This is a genomic window from Frateuria flava, assembly GCF_017837635.1.
Classification (GTDB): Bacteria; Pseudomonadota; Gammaproteobacteria; order Xanthomonadales; family Rhodanobacteraceae; genus Frateuria_A; species Frateuria_A flava.
In genome coordinates this window covers 13,861-27,628 of record NZ_JAGJRS010000008.1, presented here as the reverse complement: position 1 = coordinate 27,628, position 13,768 = coordinate 13,861, and the positions used below count along the sequence as shown (strand labels likewise).

Below are 13,768 nucleotides of genomic sequence, written 5' to 3'. Positions count from 1 at the left end.
CGCCGACGGGCACCTTGTCCGTGGCACGGGAAGAACCGGCGGCGCGGACCTTGCGGGAGGGAGGTCACCGAGCCTTCCCCCGTTGCACGGGGGAAGGTGCCGACAGGCGGATGGGGGAAGCCTTGCGGGGAAGTACGGCCTACTGCACCTTGCCCAGGCCCGAAGGCCGTCGCGGATCGCTGGCCGCCTGCAGCGTATTGCTGCGGTGGTCCCAGGTGACCACGTTCATGAAGCCCCAAGGATCACGCGGGTGCAGCGTGTAGCCCATGCGCTGGAGCTCTTTCGCGGTGGCCGGGTCGAACACGCCCGGTTCCACGTCCACCCGGTCGGGCAGGAACTGGTGGTGGTAGCGCTTCTGCGCCACGATGGCGCCGGCGTCCTTACCATCGATGAAGGCGAGGATGCCTTCGAGCACCTGGGTGATGATGGTCGAGCCGCCGGGCGAACCGATTACCGCGGTGCGGTCCTGGCCGATCACCAGGCTGGGCGACATCGAGGAAAGCATGCGCTTGCCCCCGACCGGCGCGTTCGCCTTGCTGCCGAGCAGGCCGTAGACGTTGGGCTTGCCCGGCACCAGCGCGAAGTCGTCCATCTCGTCGTTGAGCAGCACGCCGGTGCCGGCGGCGACGAAGGTGGAACCGAGCGTGTAGTTCACCGTCGAGGTGACGGCGATCATGTTGCCGTCCTTGTCGATGATCGAGAAATGCGTGGTGTGCGGACCGGGATCGGAGGCGCCGGTGTGCGGCAGCATCGAGGAGGGCGTGGCCTTGTCCGGCAGGATGCTCTGGCGCAGGCCGTCGGCGTAGAACGGCGACAGCAGCATGTCCAGCGGCATCTTCACGAAGTCCGGATCGCCCAGGTAATCGTTGTGGTCGCGAAAGGCGCGGCGCATCGCCTCGACCACGTAATGCACGCGATGGGCACGGTCGAGCTTGTCCATGTCCACGCCGCGCAGGATGTTGAGGATCTCGGCGATGGCCACGCCACCGGAGGACGGCGGCGGCGCGGTGACGATGCGGTAGCCGCGGTAGTCCACGCTGATCGGCGCGCGCTCCTTGACCTGGTAGCCGGCCAGGTCCGCCTCGGTCCAGTTGCCGCCGGCCGCGCGCACGGCGGCCACCAGCTTCCTGGCCACCTCACCCCGGTAGAAGCCGTCGCGGCCTTCTTTGGCGAGGATCTCGAGCGTGCGGGCCTGGTCCGGATCGTGCCAGAGCCTGCCTTCGACGGGCGGCTTGCCGTCGACGAAATATTTCGCTTCGGAAGCGGGCCAGCGCTTCAGGTCGTCCGCACGCTCGGCGATCGCGTTGCGCAGGCGGCTGTCGGGCTGGAAGCCGTCGCGCGCGGTGCGGATCGCCGGCGCCAGCGAGGCCGACAGCGGGAGCTTGCCGTAATGCCGGGAGAGCCAGGCCAGGCCCGCCGGTTCGCCCGGAATGCCGGCCGAAAGCGGACCGTTCAGCGCCGCGTCGCGGTTGGGCGAGCCATCGGCGTTGAGGTAATCCTTCGCATCGACCGCTGCCGGCGCTACCTCGCGTGCGTCGATGAACACCTCGCGCCCATCCGAGGCGCGTCGCAGCACGGCCATGAAACCGCCGCCCAGCCCGGAACTCTCCGGCTCGACCACCGACAGCGTCGAGGCCACCGCCACTGCCGCGTCGAACGCGTTGCCGCCCCTGGCCAGCACGTCCAGGCCGGCGTTGGTGGCCAGGAAGTTGGCGCTGGCGATCGCCGCATGACCGGGTTTCGGTGCTGCCGTGGTGGCGGGAGCGACGGGTTTCGCCTGGGCCGGCGGGTCCGTTGCGAAGGCGGCGGTACTGGTCAGCAACAGGCTCAGCAACAGGGCTCGCCAACGCAGGGACAGACTCATGCCGTGGTCTCCTTGGCCATCAACTGGCGGTATTTCAGTTCGAGTTGCTCGCGCGTCTCGGCGTGGCCGGGGTCGAGGATGATGCATTCGACCGGACAGACCACCATGCACTGCGGCTCGTCATGGTGGCCCACGCATTCGGTGCACAGGGCCGGGTCGATGACGTAATAGTCCTCGCCCATCGATATGGCCTTGTTGGGGCACGCGGGCTCGCAGACGTCGCAGTTGACGCAGGTGTCGAGAATCTTCAGGGACATGGCCTCAATGGTAGCGCGGCGCGGCCATCCTTACCCGGCCGCTCCATTCCACGGCACTCTCAAGGTGGGCTTCAGCCCACCTTGAGAGTGCCACGGCCGGCGCGGGGTGGTGCGCTCAAGCCCGCCCTGCGTGGCCCGCAAACGAAAACGCCCGCGACGCCTTGTGGCATCGCGGGCGCATCGGGCGCGTTGAGCGTGGCTTACATCGCCACGAAACGCACGGTCGCACCGGTCGGCTGCAGCGCGGTCGTCACGCGATCCTTGTCGGCCTCATCGCCGATGAAAAGCACGATCACGTCCTTGAACGAGCCCGGCTTGGCACCCGCGAAGGCGGCGGTCACGAAGTCGGCGGTCTTGGCCGAGTTCGGGCCGGCGAAGGCCAGCAGGTTGCCCGGCAGCACGCCGCGGGCGATGACGTCCTGCACGTTGCTCAGCTGGCGGTCGTACTTGGCCTTGGCATCCTCGTCGTCGCCGGCCGGCACCAGGTAGGCGTACGGGCGCTCGGCGGTCATGCCCTGCATGTTGTTCTGCACGATCTGGCCCAGGTACGCGTTCCAGGCCTGCGCGTCGTTCGGGTTGGTCGGCTTGGGCGCGGCGGCCTGCTGGGTGGTCTGCTGGCTGTCGTCCTGCTTGTTGCAGGCGGACAGCGCCAGGCTGCCGGCCAGGGCGAAGGTTGCGGCGATCAGGAACTTACGCATGGGTGTCTCCCTGTGAATGGATTGGAGGATGGCCGCTTCCATTCTACGCAGGCTGCATCGAATGGATCAGGGCATCCTCATTTGCGCCAGCGCTGCCGCATGGCCTGTTGCACTGCCGGATGCACGAAACTGGAGATATCGCCGCCAAGGCGACCGATCTCGCGCACCAGCGAGGAGGAAATGAAGCTGTACTGCTCCGCCGGGGTGAGGAACAGCGTTTCCGCCTGCGGGATCAGGTGGCGGTTCATGCTCGCCAGCTGGAACTCGTATTCGAAGTCCGACACCGCGCGTAGGCCGCGGATGATCACGCCCGCGCCCATGTCGGTGACGAAGTCGGCCAGCAGGCTGTTGAAGCCGCGCACCTCCACGTTGGGAAGGTCGGCCAGGGCCAGACGAGCCAGCGTGATGCGCTCGTCCAGGCTGAAGCCCGGGCCTTTGCCGGAACTTTCGGCCACCGCCACCACCACCCGCTCGAACAGCGGCGCGGCGCGTGACACCAGGTCGGCATGGCCGTTGGTGATCGGGTCGAAGGTGCCGGGATACACGGCCAGGCGCTTGTTCACCGAGGCTTTGTTCACGTGGGGGCTGCAGCGCAAAAGTGGCGGCTAGCTTAACGGAAGCGCCGTGCAGCGGCGATAGAGCGCATGGCGCACTTCGCCCGCCTTTCCCTCACGATGCAGCGACCAGTTGATCGGCAGTGCCGGCACCCGGTCACGCGGCGACTCGACATAGATCCAGGCCGTCGGCGTGAGCCAGCCGCCCTGCTCCAGCCGCTGCGCGAGCACCGGCCACAGGTCCGCGGCGAAGGGCGGATCCAGGAACACCAGTCCGAAGGGCGTTGCCGCGCCGTCCAGGTATGCCGCCGCATCGGCGGCGGTCACCGCGCCCTCGACCTTCAGCCGTGCGAGGTTGTCACGCAAGGCCTTGGCCGCGAGCGCGTCTCGTTCGACGAAGCGGACCGCACCGGCACCACGCGACAGCGCCTCGATGCCCAGTGCGCCGGTCCCGGCGCACAGGTCCAGCGCCTGCACGCCGGCGATCACCGGCGCGAGCCAGTTGAACAGCGTCTCGCGCACACGCTCCGGCGTCGGCCGCAGCCCGGGCAGGTCGGGCACGTCCAGCCGCGAATTCCGAAGGCTGCCCCCAATGATGCGGATGCGACCGGTCACTTCGACATCCCCTCGTGGGAGCGTACCCCGTGCGCGACCGCCATCTTTGCGCAAGCCGCAATCCGTCGTTCCCATGCAAGGCGCAGGTACGAACGGCCCTCAGCGGCCAGTCTGGTAGCGGGTGATAGCATCCGCGCATTGTCTTGGAAACGCCGCCGCAATGCTCAAATTCTGGAAGAAGAAACCCACCGAAACGACTTCGGAGCAGCCGGCCGAGCAGGGGCAGACGCCGCCGGGCGACGCGCACGCCGCGGACGCGACCGCGCTGGACAACGCCAGCCCGGTGCTGGACGAGGCGCGCGCCGAACTTGCCCCCGATGAGCCGGCCGTCGTCGACGAGCCGCCGCCCCCCGCGACCGAGGCCGAATCCGCACCCGCCAGGCGCAGCTGGCGCGAACGTCTCGCCGGCAGCGGCTTCGCCAAGGGCCTCAGTTCGCTGTTCGTGCGCCACCCCAAGCTCGACGACGACCTGCTCGACGAACTCGAAACCCTGCTGATCACCGCCGACGTGGGCGTGGAAGCCAGCACCACGCTGGTCGAGGGCCTGCGCAAGCGCATGCACAAACGCGAATTCGCCGACGCGGACGCGCTGCTGGCTGCGCTGCGCGAGGCGCTGGTGGCGATGCTGGTGCCGGTGCAGCAGCCGCTGGACATCGGCGGCCACAAGCCGTTCGTCGTACTCACCGTGGGCATCAACGGCGTGGGCAAGACCACCACGATCGGCAAGCTCGCGCGCCGCTGGCGCGACGAGGGCCGCCAGGTGCTGCTCGCCGCCGGTGACACCTTCCGCGCTGCCGCGGTGGCGCAGCTGAAGACCTGGGGCGAGCGCAACAACGTGCCGGTGATCGCGCAGGGCCAGGATGCGGACGCGGCCAGCGTGATCTTCGATGCGCTGCAGGCCGCTCGCTCGCGCAACGCCGACGTGCTGGTCGCCGACACTGCCGGCCGCCTGCACACGCAGGGCGGCTTGATGGACGAACTGTCCAAGATCGCCCGCGTGCTCAAGAAGATCGACGCCGACGCGCCGCACGAAGTGCTGATGGTGATCGACGGCACCACCGGCCAGAACGCGATCAGCCAGTTGCGCCAGTTCCAGCAGATCGTGGGCGTGACCGGCCTGGTCGTGACCAAGCTCGATGGCACCGCCAAGGGCGGCGTGGTGTTCGCGCTGGCGCGCGAGTTCGGCCTGCCGATCCGCTTCGTCGGCCTGGGCGAGAGCGCCACCGACCTGCGCCAGTTCGACGCGCGCGCCTTCGTCGACGGCCTGCTGCCGGCCACGCTGGCGCGGACCTGAGCGGCGATGTCGCGACGGCTGCGCATCGCGCTGCTGGGCCTGGCCGGCGTCCTGGTCGCCGGGCTGGTCGCGTTGCTGGTCACTGTCTACCTGCTGCTGCAGCCGGAGCGCTTCACCGCAATGCTGCAGGAGCAGGCGCGCCAGGCAGGCCTCGAGCTCAGCCTGGCCAGCCCCGCCAGCCCCACCCTGTTCCCGCGCCCGGCGCTGGAACTGGAGGGGCTCACGCTTACCGCGCAGGGCGCGACCATGCCGATCCTGCTGGCCGCCAACGGCCGCCTGGCGTTGCCCTGGAGCACGCTGTTCGGCGGCCCGACGGTCATCTCCCGACTGGAGATCGACGCGCCACGCGTGGACCTGGACGCCCTGCAGGCCTGGCTTTCCAGCCTGCCTTCGGGCGGCAACGGCGCTCCCAATATCCCGCGTATCGACACCGGCGTGCGCATCGCCCGCGGCACCATCGTCAGCGGCAACAAGCTGCTGCTGCGCGATTTCTCGCTCGACGCCGGCAACCTGCTTTCCGGCCAGCCGTTCCCGTTGGTGATCTCCGCCAAGGACGCCGGCGGCACGCCGATGCAGCTGCGCCTGACCGCCACCCCGCGCATCCAGGGCAACGCGCTGCAGCTCAACGACATCGACCTGAACTTCACCCGCGGTGTCGTGCTGGCGATGCGCCTGACCGGCGAGGCGCACTGGCACGGTGCCGCCGATGCCGCAGCCACGCTCGCCGGCTCGCTCGACCATGCCGACGCCGGTCGCTACGACATCTCGCTGCAGCTCAGTCCCGCCAACCAGAGCGACCCACTGCTGCTCGCGCTCAAGCTGGACGGTCCGGGCAACCACCTGGACCTGCGCCTGCCGCCGCTGGGCGTGGCGCGATGGTGGTCGCACATCGGCGACGAGGAAGGTCCACGGCTGGGCGTGCCTCCCGGCAGCGGAAGCGTGGATGCGGCCACGCTGGACGTGGCCGGCGTGCACGTCGAGGGCCTGCAGATGACATTGACGCCCGCCCCCGCGTCCAGTACCAGCTCACCCGCCACAACGGCCAGCGACGGCCGATGAATTCGACCCTCGCCGCCGACCTGCTGCCCTGGTTCGACCGCCACGGGCGCCACGACCTCCCCTGGCAGGCTGCCACGCCGGATGGGCGGCGCGACGCCTACCGCGTATGGCTGTCCGAAGTGATGCTGCAGCAGACGCAGGTCGCCACGGTCATCCCCTATTTCCAGCGTTTCACCGAGGCCCTGCGGACGTTGCGCGAGCTCGGCGCGGCCGACGAAGACCGCGTGCTCGCGTTGTGGTCGGGCCTGGGCTACTACCGCCGCGCACGCTTCCTGCATCGCGCCGCGCAACTGTGCGTGGAGCGACACGGCGGCGAGCTGCCGCGCGACTTCGACGCGCTCGCCGCACTGCCGGGCATCGGCCGCTCGACCGCCGGTGCGATCCTCGCCCAGGCGCACGGCCTGCGCTTGCCGATACTCGACGGCAACGTCAAGCGCGTGCTCACCCGCTACCACGGCATCGAAGGCCACCCGGGCTCGAGCGTGGTCGAAAAACAGTTGTGGGAACGGGCCGACGCGCACACGCCATACGAGCGCGTAGCCGACTATACCCAGGCGATCATGGATCTCGGCGCCACCGTCTGCGTGCGCTCGCGCCCGCTGTGCCTGGCCTGCCCGCTCGCCGACGCCTGCGTCGCGCACCGCGAAGGGCGTACCGCGCAGCTGCCTACGCCCAAGCCCGGCAAGACGCTGCCCACGCGCGGCACCACGATGCTCGTGCTGCGCGATGCGCAGGGCCGCGTGCTGCTGGAGCGGCGCGGCCCGAGCGGCGTGTGGTCGGGCCTGTGGAGCCTGCCCGAGGCACCCGATCACGACACGGCCTGGCGCCTGGCGCAGACGCACGCGCAACTGGACGACGCGCAACCGCTCACGCCTTTCGTCCACGTCTTCAGCCATTACCGGCTGCAGGTCGAGCCGCTGCTGTTCGAGGGCGCGACAGGCCATCCCTCCATCGCCGATAATGCGTCGCCGCGCTGGTACGCCCGCGACGAATGGCCGAAGCTCGGCCTGCCCGCCCCCGTGCGTACCTTGCTCGAAGCACTGGCCCACGAACCACGCCTTTCGTCCTGAACCACAACCGCCCCACAGCCGTTCGTCCTGAGCGCGGGCCGCAGGCCCAAGTCGAAGGACTGTCGCCACATCGCGCCACGCTTCGACTCCGCTTGCTGGCGCAAGCGACGCTCAGCGCGAACGGCATCCCGGGTAACACTGGAAATCCGCCATGCCCCGCACCGTCCACTGCGCCAAGCTCGACATCGACGCCGAAGGCCTCGACTTCGCCCCCTGGCCCGGCCCGCTCGGCCAGCGCGTCTACGAACAGGTCTCCAGACAGGCGTGGCAACAATGGCTCGGCCACCAGACCATGCTGATCAACGAATACCGCCTCAACCCGCTGGAAGCGAAGACCCGCCAGTTCCTCGCCGGTGAGATGGAAAAATACTTCTTCGGCGGCGGCGAGGTTACCCAACCGGCCGGCTACGTCGCCCCCGACGAGCCTTGACGCAAGCCCCCGCACACTGTTTAATGCGCGGCTCGCATAGCACGCATTCAAGTGTGCTGACGTCTTCCCGGCCGGGTAGCTCAGTTGGTAGAGCAGGGGATTGAAAATCCCCGTGTCGGCGGTTCGATTCCGTCCCCGGCCACCAGGTGTCCCGAAGGGCCTGCAGATATGCAGGCCCTTTTCTTTTGCCCGCGGGACGGACCTCGTTGCCGCTCGAAGGCCCGTTCAGAAACGTGCCGGCTTTGCCTTGATTGTCCTGGTGCAGCCGTCTCCGCTTTCACTTGTCCTTCACGGTTTTAGACCGATCTTGCCCGGCTGACGCAAAGGAGTCGGCCTCGTGAACCACCGCACCTGGAAATGCCTGCTGGCCGGCGGAAGCCATCACGGAAAGATCGTCAGTAAGGTCACGGATGCGGCCCTCTCCTTCCCGCCCACGTTGAGCGTCGAGGGCGAGCTTTATCATCCGATGACGATGACCTCCGCGACGAGCGTGGCGCCGGAATGGACAGGCGCGTGTGTCATGGCGCACTGCTATGCCACGCTCGAACAGGTCAATGACGCCCATCGGTTGCTCCTGCTGAGCTGAGCGCCGACGTGCCGGCGCGCGCTCAGGCCGGATCCACCACCTCGCCCGCGGGCATGGCCGGTTCGGGCACGAGTGCCACGAACAGCTCGGCGAGCTCCTCGCCACTGAAGGGCTTGCGCAGGAACGCATCCATTCCCGCTTCGTACGCTTGCGCTTCCTCGCTGCCGCCGGAGCGTGCGGTGATGGCGATGATCGGGGTGCGCCGGCCGGCCTCCTCGCGCTGGCGGATCAGGCGGGCGACCTGGAACCCATCCACGCCGGGAAGGTCCAGGTCCAGCAGCATCGCATCGAAGCGCGACTGATCCAGTTCGGCCAGCGCGCCCAGGCCGTTGGCGACGTAGCAGACGCGGTGATGCTGGCGTTCGAGCTGGCCGCGGATCACCGCCGCGACGATCGCGTCGTCCTCGACCAGCAGCACATGCAACGAGCGGCCGATCGGCGCGGAGGCCACAACGGTCGCACCGACGCCGCCCGCGGGCGGCTGCAGCGGCAGACACACGCGGAAGGTCGTGCCCTGGGCCAGGCGCGATTCCAGTTCGATGTCGCCGCCCATCATGCCGACCAGCTCGCGGCAGATCGCCAGTCCCAGGCCGCTGCCGGCGCGCCGTTGCGGGCCATCGACCTGCTCGAAGCGCTGGAACAGCCGCGCCTGCGCCGATTCGGGGATGCCCGGGCCGGTGTCGGCGATGCTGAAGACCAGGCCATCGGTGTAGCGCTGCACGCACAGTTTCACGCTGCCGTATTCGGTGAACTTCAGCGCGTTGTGGGTGAGGTTGAGCAGTACCTGCTTGATACGCACCGCATCGCCGACCACCTTCGGCGGCAGGTCGTCGGCCAGGTCCACGGTGAGCGACAGGCGCTTGGCCTGCGCGTGGCCCAATTGCAGTTGCGCCACGTCGTCGACGAGCTGGCGCGGGTCGAACGGCGCGCATTCCAGATCGAGCCGGCCAGCCTCGATGCGCGCAAGGTCCAGCGCGTCGTTGAGCAGCTTGAGCAGCATGCCGCCGGAGCGCTGCATGGCCAGGGTGTACTCGCGCTGCTCGGGCTTGAGCGACGTGGTCAGCAGCAGCTCGGCCATGCCCATCACGCCGGTCATCGGCGTGCGTATCTCGTGGCTCAGGGTGGCCAGGAACTGGGTCTTGGCGGCGCTGGCCTCCTCGGCCAGGCAGCGCTGCTGCTCGGACATCGCGATGCGGTGGCGTTGCGCGATGCGCCGGCGCCAGAACCGCAGCGCGGTCCATACGACCAGCACCAGGGTGATGGCGTAGGTCAGCCAGGCCCACCAGCGTGCCCACGGTGGCGCTTCGACATGGATGCGCAGCGGCGCGGCCAGGTGCGCCCAGGCGCCACCGGCGCCGACCGCCATCACGCGCAAGGTGTAGTCACCTGCGCCCAGCCCGGCGAAGTCGCGCTGGCCCCGGCTGTCGACGTCCACCCAGCTGTTGTCCAGCCCATCAAGCCGAAAGCGGTAATGGTTGGCCGAGGGGTCGACATAGGAGAACACGCGCGCCTCGACGCCCAACTCACGGTCGCGCCAGTCCACCTCGATCGGACCGGGGCCCAGCGGCAGATCCACCAGCACGCCGTGGCGGCGCACCCGCACACGGGTCAGCGCCAGTTGCGGCACGGTGGCCTGCTCGCACACGCGGTCGGGGTTGAAGGCAACTACGCCGCCGAGCGTGGGGGCGTACAGATTGCCATCGGGCATCAGCGCGAAGCCGCGCGAGAACTCGGTGTTGCTCAGGCCGTCCTGCAGGCCGAACGAGCGGAAGCGGCCGGTATCCGGATCGAAGCGCCACAGGCCATCGGTGCCGAAGATCCACACCCGCCCGCGCGCATCCACGCGCATGTCGACCACGCCGACCGAGGGCCAGCCGTGCGCCATGTCCACGTGGCGCACCAGCGCCAGGCCGTCGTCGCGGTAGCGGTACTGTTCCAGCCCGTCGGGCGTGGCCAGCCACAAACCGTCGGTGGAAAAACTGAAGGCCTCCACCGAGATGCCGGTGGGCCCGCCGGGCACCGGCTCGAAGAAGCTGTGCGTGGCGTCCAGCTGCATCAGCCCGCCTTCGCTGGCGTAGTAAAAGGTGCCGCGGTCGTTGAGCGTCATCTGGGCGCCCCACAGCATCTTGTCGTCGGCCTGGTGCATCGGCACGCGGGTCACCTGGAGCGTGTCCGGATCGACGCGGAACAGTCCCTCGCGGAAGGTGCGAACGTACAGGCGATGGTCGGGGCCGGGCTCGACTTCCAGCGGGCGACGGAACATCCGGCCTTCCGGGTCGACCGCGACGGCCTGCGAACCCTGCGTGCGATAGAGCGTGCCCTGCACCGCGACCCACAGGCGGCCGCCATTGCCCTCGGTCATGCCCAGCACGTCGCCGCGCAGGCCCGAGAGCACATGTTCGACCTTGCCGGTGTAGGGGTCGAGCCGATCCACGCGCCCGTCGCGCTCGCCGACCCAGATGCGACGGCCGTCGCGTCCGCGCGCCATGGTCGTGGCCACCGAGTCGCGCAGGCTCGCCGGATTGTCCGGCACGTGCGTGTAGCGGCTGAAACTGAACCAGCCCGGCGCCAGGTAGGCCACGCCGCCATCGAGCGTGGTCACCCACAGGCCGCCTTCGCGATCGACGAATAGCTGCCACACCCAGGTGCCCGGCAGGTTGCCGTAGAGCACCGGGCGGTTCATCACGGGAAGGACCGGGCCGTCCGGCCGTTCCTGCAGGAACAGGCCGCGCTGGGTGCCGATCCACAGCCGGCCGGACTGATCGCGGGTGCTCGCCATCACGTTGGTGTCGGGCAGCACGTCGCGTGCGAAACGGTGCGCGCGGCCGTCGGCCCCGACCACCAGCAACCCGCGCACGGTGGCGATGCGTACCTCCTCGCCGTTGCCGTCGATGCGCCAGGCGTCCACCGTCTGTGCCGGGTCGGCCGGCAATATCTGGTGCCAGCTGCCGTCCGTGTCGCGCCGGAAAATGCCGTGGATGCTGCCGACCCACAGGCGCTGGCGCGGATCGACGTAGAGCGTCGCCACCTCGCCGAAGTCGGCGGGCCCGGGGCCGAGCAGCGGGTTGACGACGTGCTCGAAGCTGCCGTCCGGGCGCATGCGGTCCAGCCCGAAGCGGGTGCCCACCCACAGGCCGTCGGCCGTCTGCGCCAGCGCCCACACCTTCTCGCTCACCAGGCTGTCGGGATCGGCCGGGTCGTGTTTCCAGTGCTCGAACCTGCCGGTGGAGGCATTGAGCCGGTTCAGGCCGGCGTCCAGACCGGCGGCCCACAGCCGCCCCTGTTTGTCGATCAGCAGCGAGGAGATGCCGTTGCCGGCGAGCGAATCGGGGTCGCCGGAAACGTGGCGGAAATTGCGGAACTCGACACCGTCAAAACGCGCAATGCCGTTCTTGGTGCCGAACCACATGGTGCCGTCCGGCGCCTGCACGGCGGTGTAGACCAGGCTGCTGGGCAGGCCATCGGCGCTGCCGTAGCGGCGGAACTGCGGAGTCGGCAGGACCCGGTCCGGGGACGCTTCGACAGCAACGGGAGCGGGGGCCGGCGCATTGGCGGCCGCCGCGGGCACACCCAGCAGCAAGCCAACGCCCAGCAGCAAAGCGCACATCATGTGTTTTCCCCACACGCCTGAAGTCCTTCGCGGACGCATCGCAGTCCCTCGGGCCTTCAGGCTTTCGGCAAAGTGCCGGATTCCCCTTAACGAAATAATGCCAAAAGCCTCCCCCTGCCGCGACCTTCTTCGATGTACTAATATTAGTAACATGACCCTGACCCCCATCCGCCAGGCCCTGCTCGACTACCTGCGAGAACACGTCGCGGCACACGGCTATCCGCCCTCGCAGCTGCAGATCGCCGCCGCGCTGGGCCTGAAGCAGAACCGCTCGGCGCGGCTGCACCTGGAAGCGCTGGCGCGCGAGGGACACATCGAATGGGTGCCCGGCCAGGCACGCGGCATCCGCCTGCGCCAAGGCGAGCCGGTGCCGACGCTCACCGTGCCGCTGCTCGGTCGCGTGGCGGCGGGCCGGCCGATCGGTTCGGACGCCGAGGTACGACGGGAGGTCGCGTTGGACGCCTCGCTGTTCCGCCTCAAGCCGGATTACCTGCTGGAAGTGGTGGGCGAATCGATGCTGCTCGACGGCATCCTCCCCGGCGACCTGATCGGCGTGCACCGCACGCCCGAGGCACGCCACGGCCAGACGGTGGTGGCGCGGCTGGAGGGCGAGTTCACGGTCAAGCGGTTCGAACGCAGGGACGGCCACATCCGCCTGCTGCCGCGCAATCCCGCCTATGCGCCGATCGAAGTGGACCCGCGCGCCACCGACTTCGCCATCGAGGGTTTGTTCGCGGGGCTGGTGAGGCCCGGCTGATGAACGCCCACGCAGGCTGGGGCGGGCGCCAGCGCCTCCCGGCGGCGGCCCATCGGGAAGGCCGCGCTCCGCTCACCCCCATCCGCCCTTCGGGCACCTTCCCCCGCAAGCGGGGGAAGGATCGGAAGCGTGCGGCTGCGAGGATGAGCCTTCCCCCGTCCCACGGGGGAAGGTGCCCGCAGGGCGGATGGGGGAGGCCTTGCGACCAGGCCGCATCATGCGCAGCTGCCGCAGGACGGGCTTCAGCCCTCCATGGACATGCGGAGCGATGGGTTGAAGCGCACTCGATGGGGCTGTGCGCATGAGCAACGTCGTCGCCCTCGATCACCTGTTCGATGCCCGCCGCCTCTGGCGCGGCCAGCCGCAGGCCCGTCCGCCCTCGCGCCAGCCGACCGGCTTCCCGCGGCTGGACGCCACCCTGCCCAGCGGCGGCTGGCCCGAAGCCGCCTTGAGCGAAGTGCTGCTGCCACTCGATGGCATCGGCGAACTGACCTTGCTGTGGCCCACGCTCGCGCGCCTGACCCAGGCCGACGGGCGGGTCGCGCTGATCGCCCCGCCCTACCTGCCTTTCCCCGCCGCCTGGGCCAACGCCGGCGTGCGACTGGACCGGCTGCAGGTGGTGCGCGCCGAAGCGCGTGACGTGCCCTGGGCAACCGAGCAATGCCTGCGCTCGGCCGCCTGCGCCGCCGTGCTGTGCTGGCCGCAACATGCCGACGACCGCACGCTGCGCCGGCTGCAACTGGCGGCGGAAACCGGACAGTGCCTGGGCATCGCGATGCGCCCTGCCTCGGCCGCGGCGCATGCCTCGCCCGCCGCGCTGCGATTGGTTATGGAAACCCGCCCCGCACGCCTGCGCGTGCTCAAGTGCCGCGGTGGCAATCCGCCAGCGCAGCCGCTGCCCTGGCCGCTGCCGACGGGCACGTCCGAAGCTCCCCCGGACAGTCCCGCCACGGCTGTCCCGGATCGCGCCTGAG

The 13,768-nt window shown here is 69.4% G+C and carries 13 protein-coding genes and 1 tRNA gene; 8 read left to right on the top strand and 6 right to left on the bottom strand.

Annotated elements, in window-relative coordinates:
- Positions 1-139: 139 nt before the first annotated feature.
- From ggt to rsmD, 5 genes are all read right to left on the bottom strand, one after another.
- Entirely contained in the window at positions 140-1,864 is a 1,725-nt protein-coding gene (gene ggt / locus J7I44_RS03520; protein WP_209615847.1) for a gamma-glutamyltransferase, read from the bottom strand.
- On the bottom strand, positions 1,861-2,121 hold the full coding sequence (locus J7I44_RS03515) for a YfhL family 4Fe-4S dicluster ferredoxin (RefSeq protein ID WP_209615844.1): 261 nt from the start codon (positions 2,119-2,121) through the stop codon (positions 1,861-1,863). The genes ggt and J7I44_RS03515 overlap by 4 nt, the downstream gene beginning before the upstream one ends.
- Before the next feature lie 200 nt (positions 2,122-2,321).
- Positions 2,322-2,819 carry a hypothetical protein gene (locus J7I44_RS03510; RefSeq protein ID WP_209615841.1) on the bottom strand — a complete coding sequence of 166 codons (498 nt, stop codon included), beginning with the start codon at positions 2,817-2,819 and terminating at the stop codon, positions 2,322-2,324.
- Between the two features lie 77 nt (positions 2,820-2,896).
- The gene (coaD, locus tag J7I44_RS03505; protein WP_209615838.1) at positions 2,897-3,397 is read right to left on the bottom strand and encodes a pantetheine-phosphate adenylyltransferase; all 501 of its coding nucleotides are present in this window, start codon (positions 3,395-3,397) and stop codon (positions 2,897-2,899) included.
- Positions 3,398-3,424: 27 nt separating this feature from the next.
- On the bottom strand, positions 3,425-3,988 hold the full coding sequence (gene rsmD / locus J7I44_RS03500) for a 16S rRNA (guanine(966)-N(2))-methyltransferase RsmD (RefSeq protein ID WP_209615835.1): 564 nt from the start codon (positions 3,986-3,988) through the stop codon (positions 3,425-3,427).
- A 160-nt stretch (positions 3,989-4,148) separates the two neighbouring features.
- Here rsmD and ftsY point away from each other — a divergent pair, with 160 nt between their 5' ends.
- The 6 genes from ftsY to J7I44_RS03470 all read left to right on the top strand — a co-directional run bounded on the left by ftsY (position 4,149) and on the right by J7I44_RS03470 (position 8,427).
- Positions 4,149-5,282: a signal recognition particle-docking protein FtsY gene (gene ftsY, locus J7I44_RS03495; protein ID WP_209615832.1), complete on the top strand. Its 1,134-nt coding sequence runs from the start codon at positions 4,149-4,151 to the stop codon at positions 5,280-5,282.
- A 6-nt stretch (positions 5,283-5,288) separates the two neighbouring features.
- Positions 5,289-6,341: an AsmA family protein gene (locus tag J7I44_RS03490; RefSeq protein ID WP_209615829.1), complete on the top strand. Its 1,053-nt coding sequence runs from the start codon at positions 5,289-5,291 to the stop codon at positions 6,339-6,341.
- Positions 6,338-7,411: an A/G-specific adenine glycosylase gene (gene mutY, locus J7I44_RS03485; RefSeq protein ID WP_209615826.1), complete on the top strand. Its 1,074-nt coding sequence runs from the start codon at positions 6,338-6,340 to the stop codon at positions 7,409-7,411. Before J7I44_RS03490 ends, mutY begins: the two co-directional genes overlap by 4 nt.
- Positions 7,412-7,562: 151 nt before the next feature.
- Positions 7,563-7,841, top strand: a complete 279-nt coding sequence (locus tag J7I44_RS03480) for an oxidative damage protection protein (RefSeq protein ID WP_209615823.1) — start codon at positions 7,563-7,565, stop codon at positions 7,839-7,841.
- 69 nt (positions 7,842-7,910) lie between these two features.
- Positions 7,911-7,986: transfer RNA gene (locus J7I44_RS03475), tRNA-Phe, on the top strand.
- Between the two features lie 192 nt (positions 7,987-8,178).
- The gene (locus J7I44_RS03470) at positions 8,179-8,427 is read left to right on the top strand and encodes a hypothetical protein (RefSeq protein ID WP_209615820.1); all 249 of its coding nucleotides are present in this window, start codon (positions 8,179-8,181) and stop codon (positions 8,425-8,427) included.
- 22 nt (positions 8,428-8,449) lie between these two features.
- On the opposite strand, the gene J7I44_RS03465 is transcribed toward J7I44_RS03470, so the two are convergent.
- Positions 8,450-12,037, bottom strand: a complete 3,588-nt coding sequence (locus tag J7I44_RS03465) for a hybrid sensor histidine kinase/response regulator (RefSeq protein ID WP_209615817.1) — start codon at positions 12,035-12,037, stop codon at positions 8,450-8,452.
- A gap of 151 nt (positions 12,038-12,188) precedes the next feature.
- Here J7I44_RS03465 and lexA point away from each other — a divergent pair, with 151 nt between their 5' ends.
- Positions 12,189-12,794: a transcriptional repressor LexA gene (lexA, locus tag J7I44_RS03460; RefSeq protein WP_209615814.1), complete on the top strand. Its 606-nt coding sequence runs from the start codon at positions 12,189-12,191 to the stop codon at positions 12,792-12,794.
- Positions 12,795-13,095: 301 nt separating this feature from the next.
- The gene (imuA, locus tag J7I44_RS03455) at positions 13,096-13,767 is read left to right on the top strand and encodes a translesion DNA synthesis-associated protein ImuA (RefSeq protein WP_209615811.1); all 672 of its coding nucleotides are present in this window, start codon (positions 13,096-13,098) and stop codon (positions 13,765-13,767) included.
- Position 13,768: the final 1 nt, after the last annotated feature.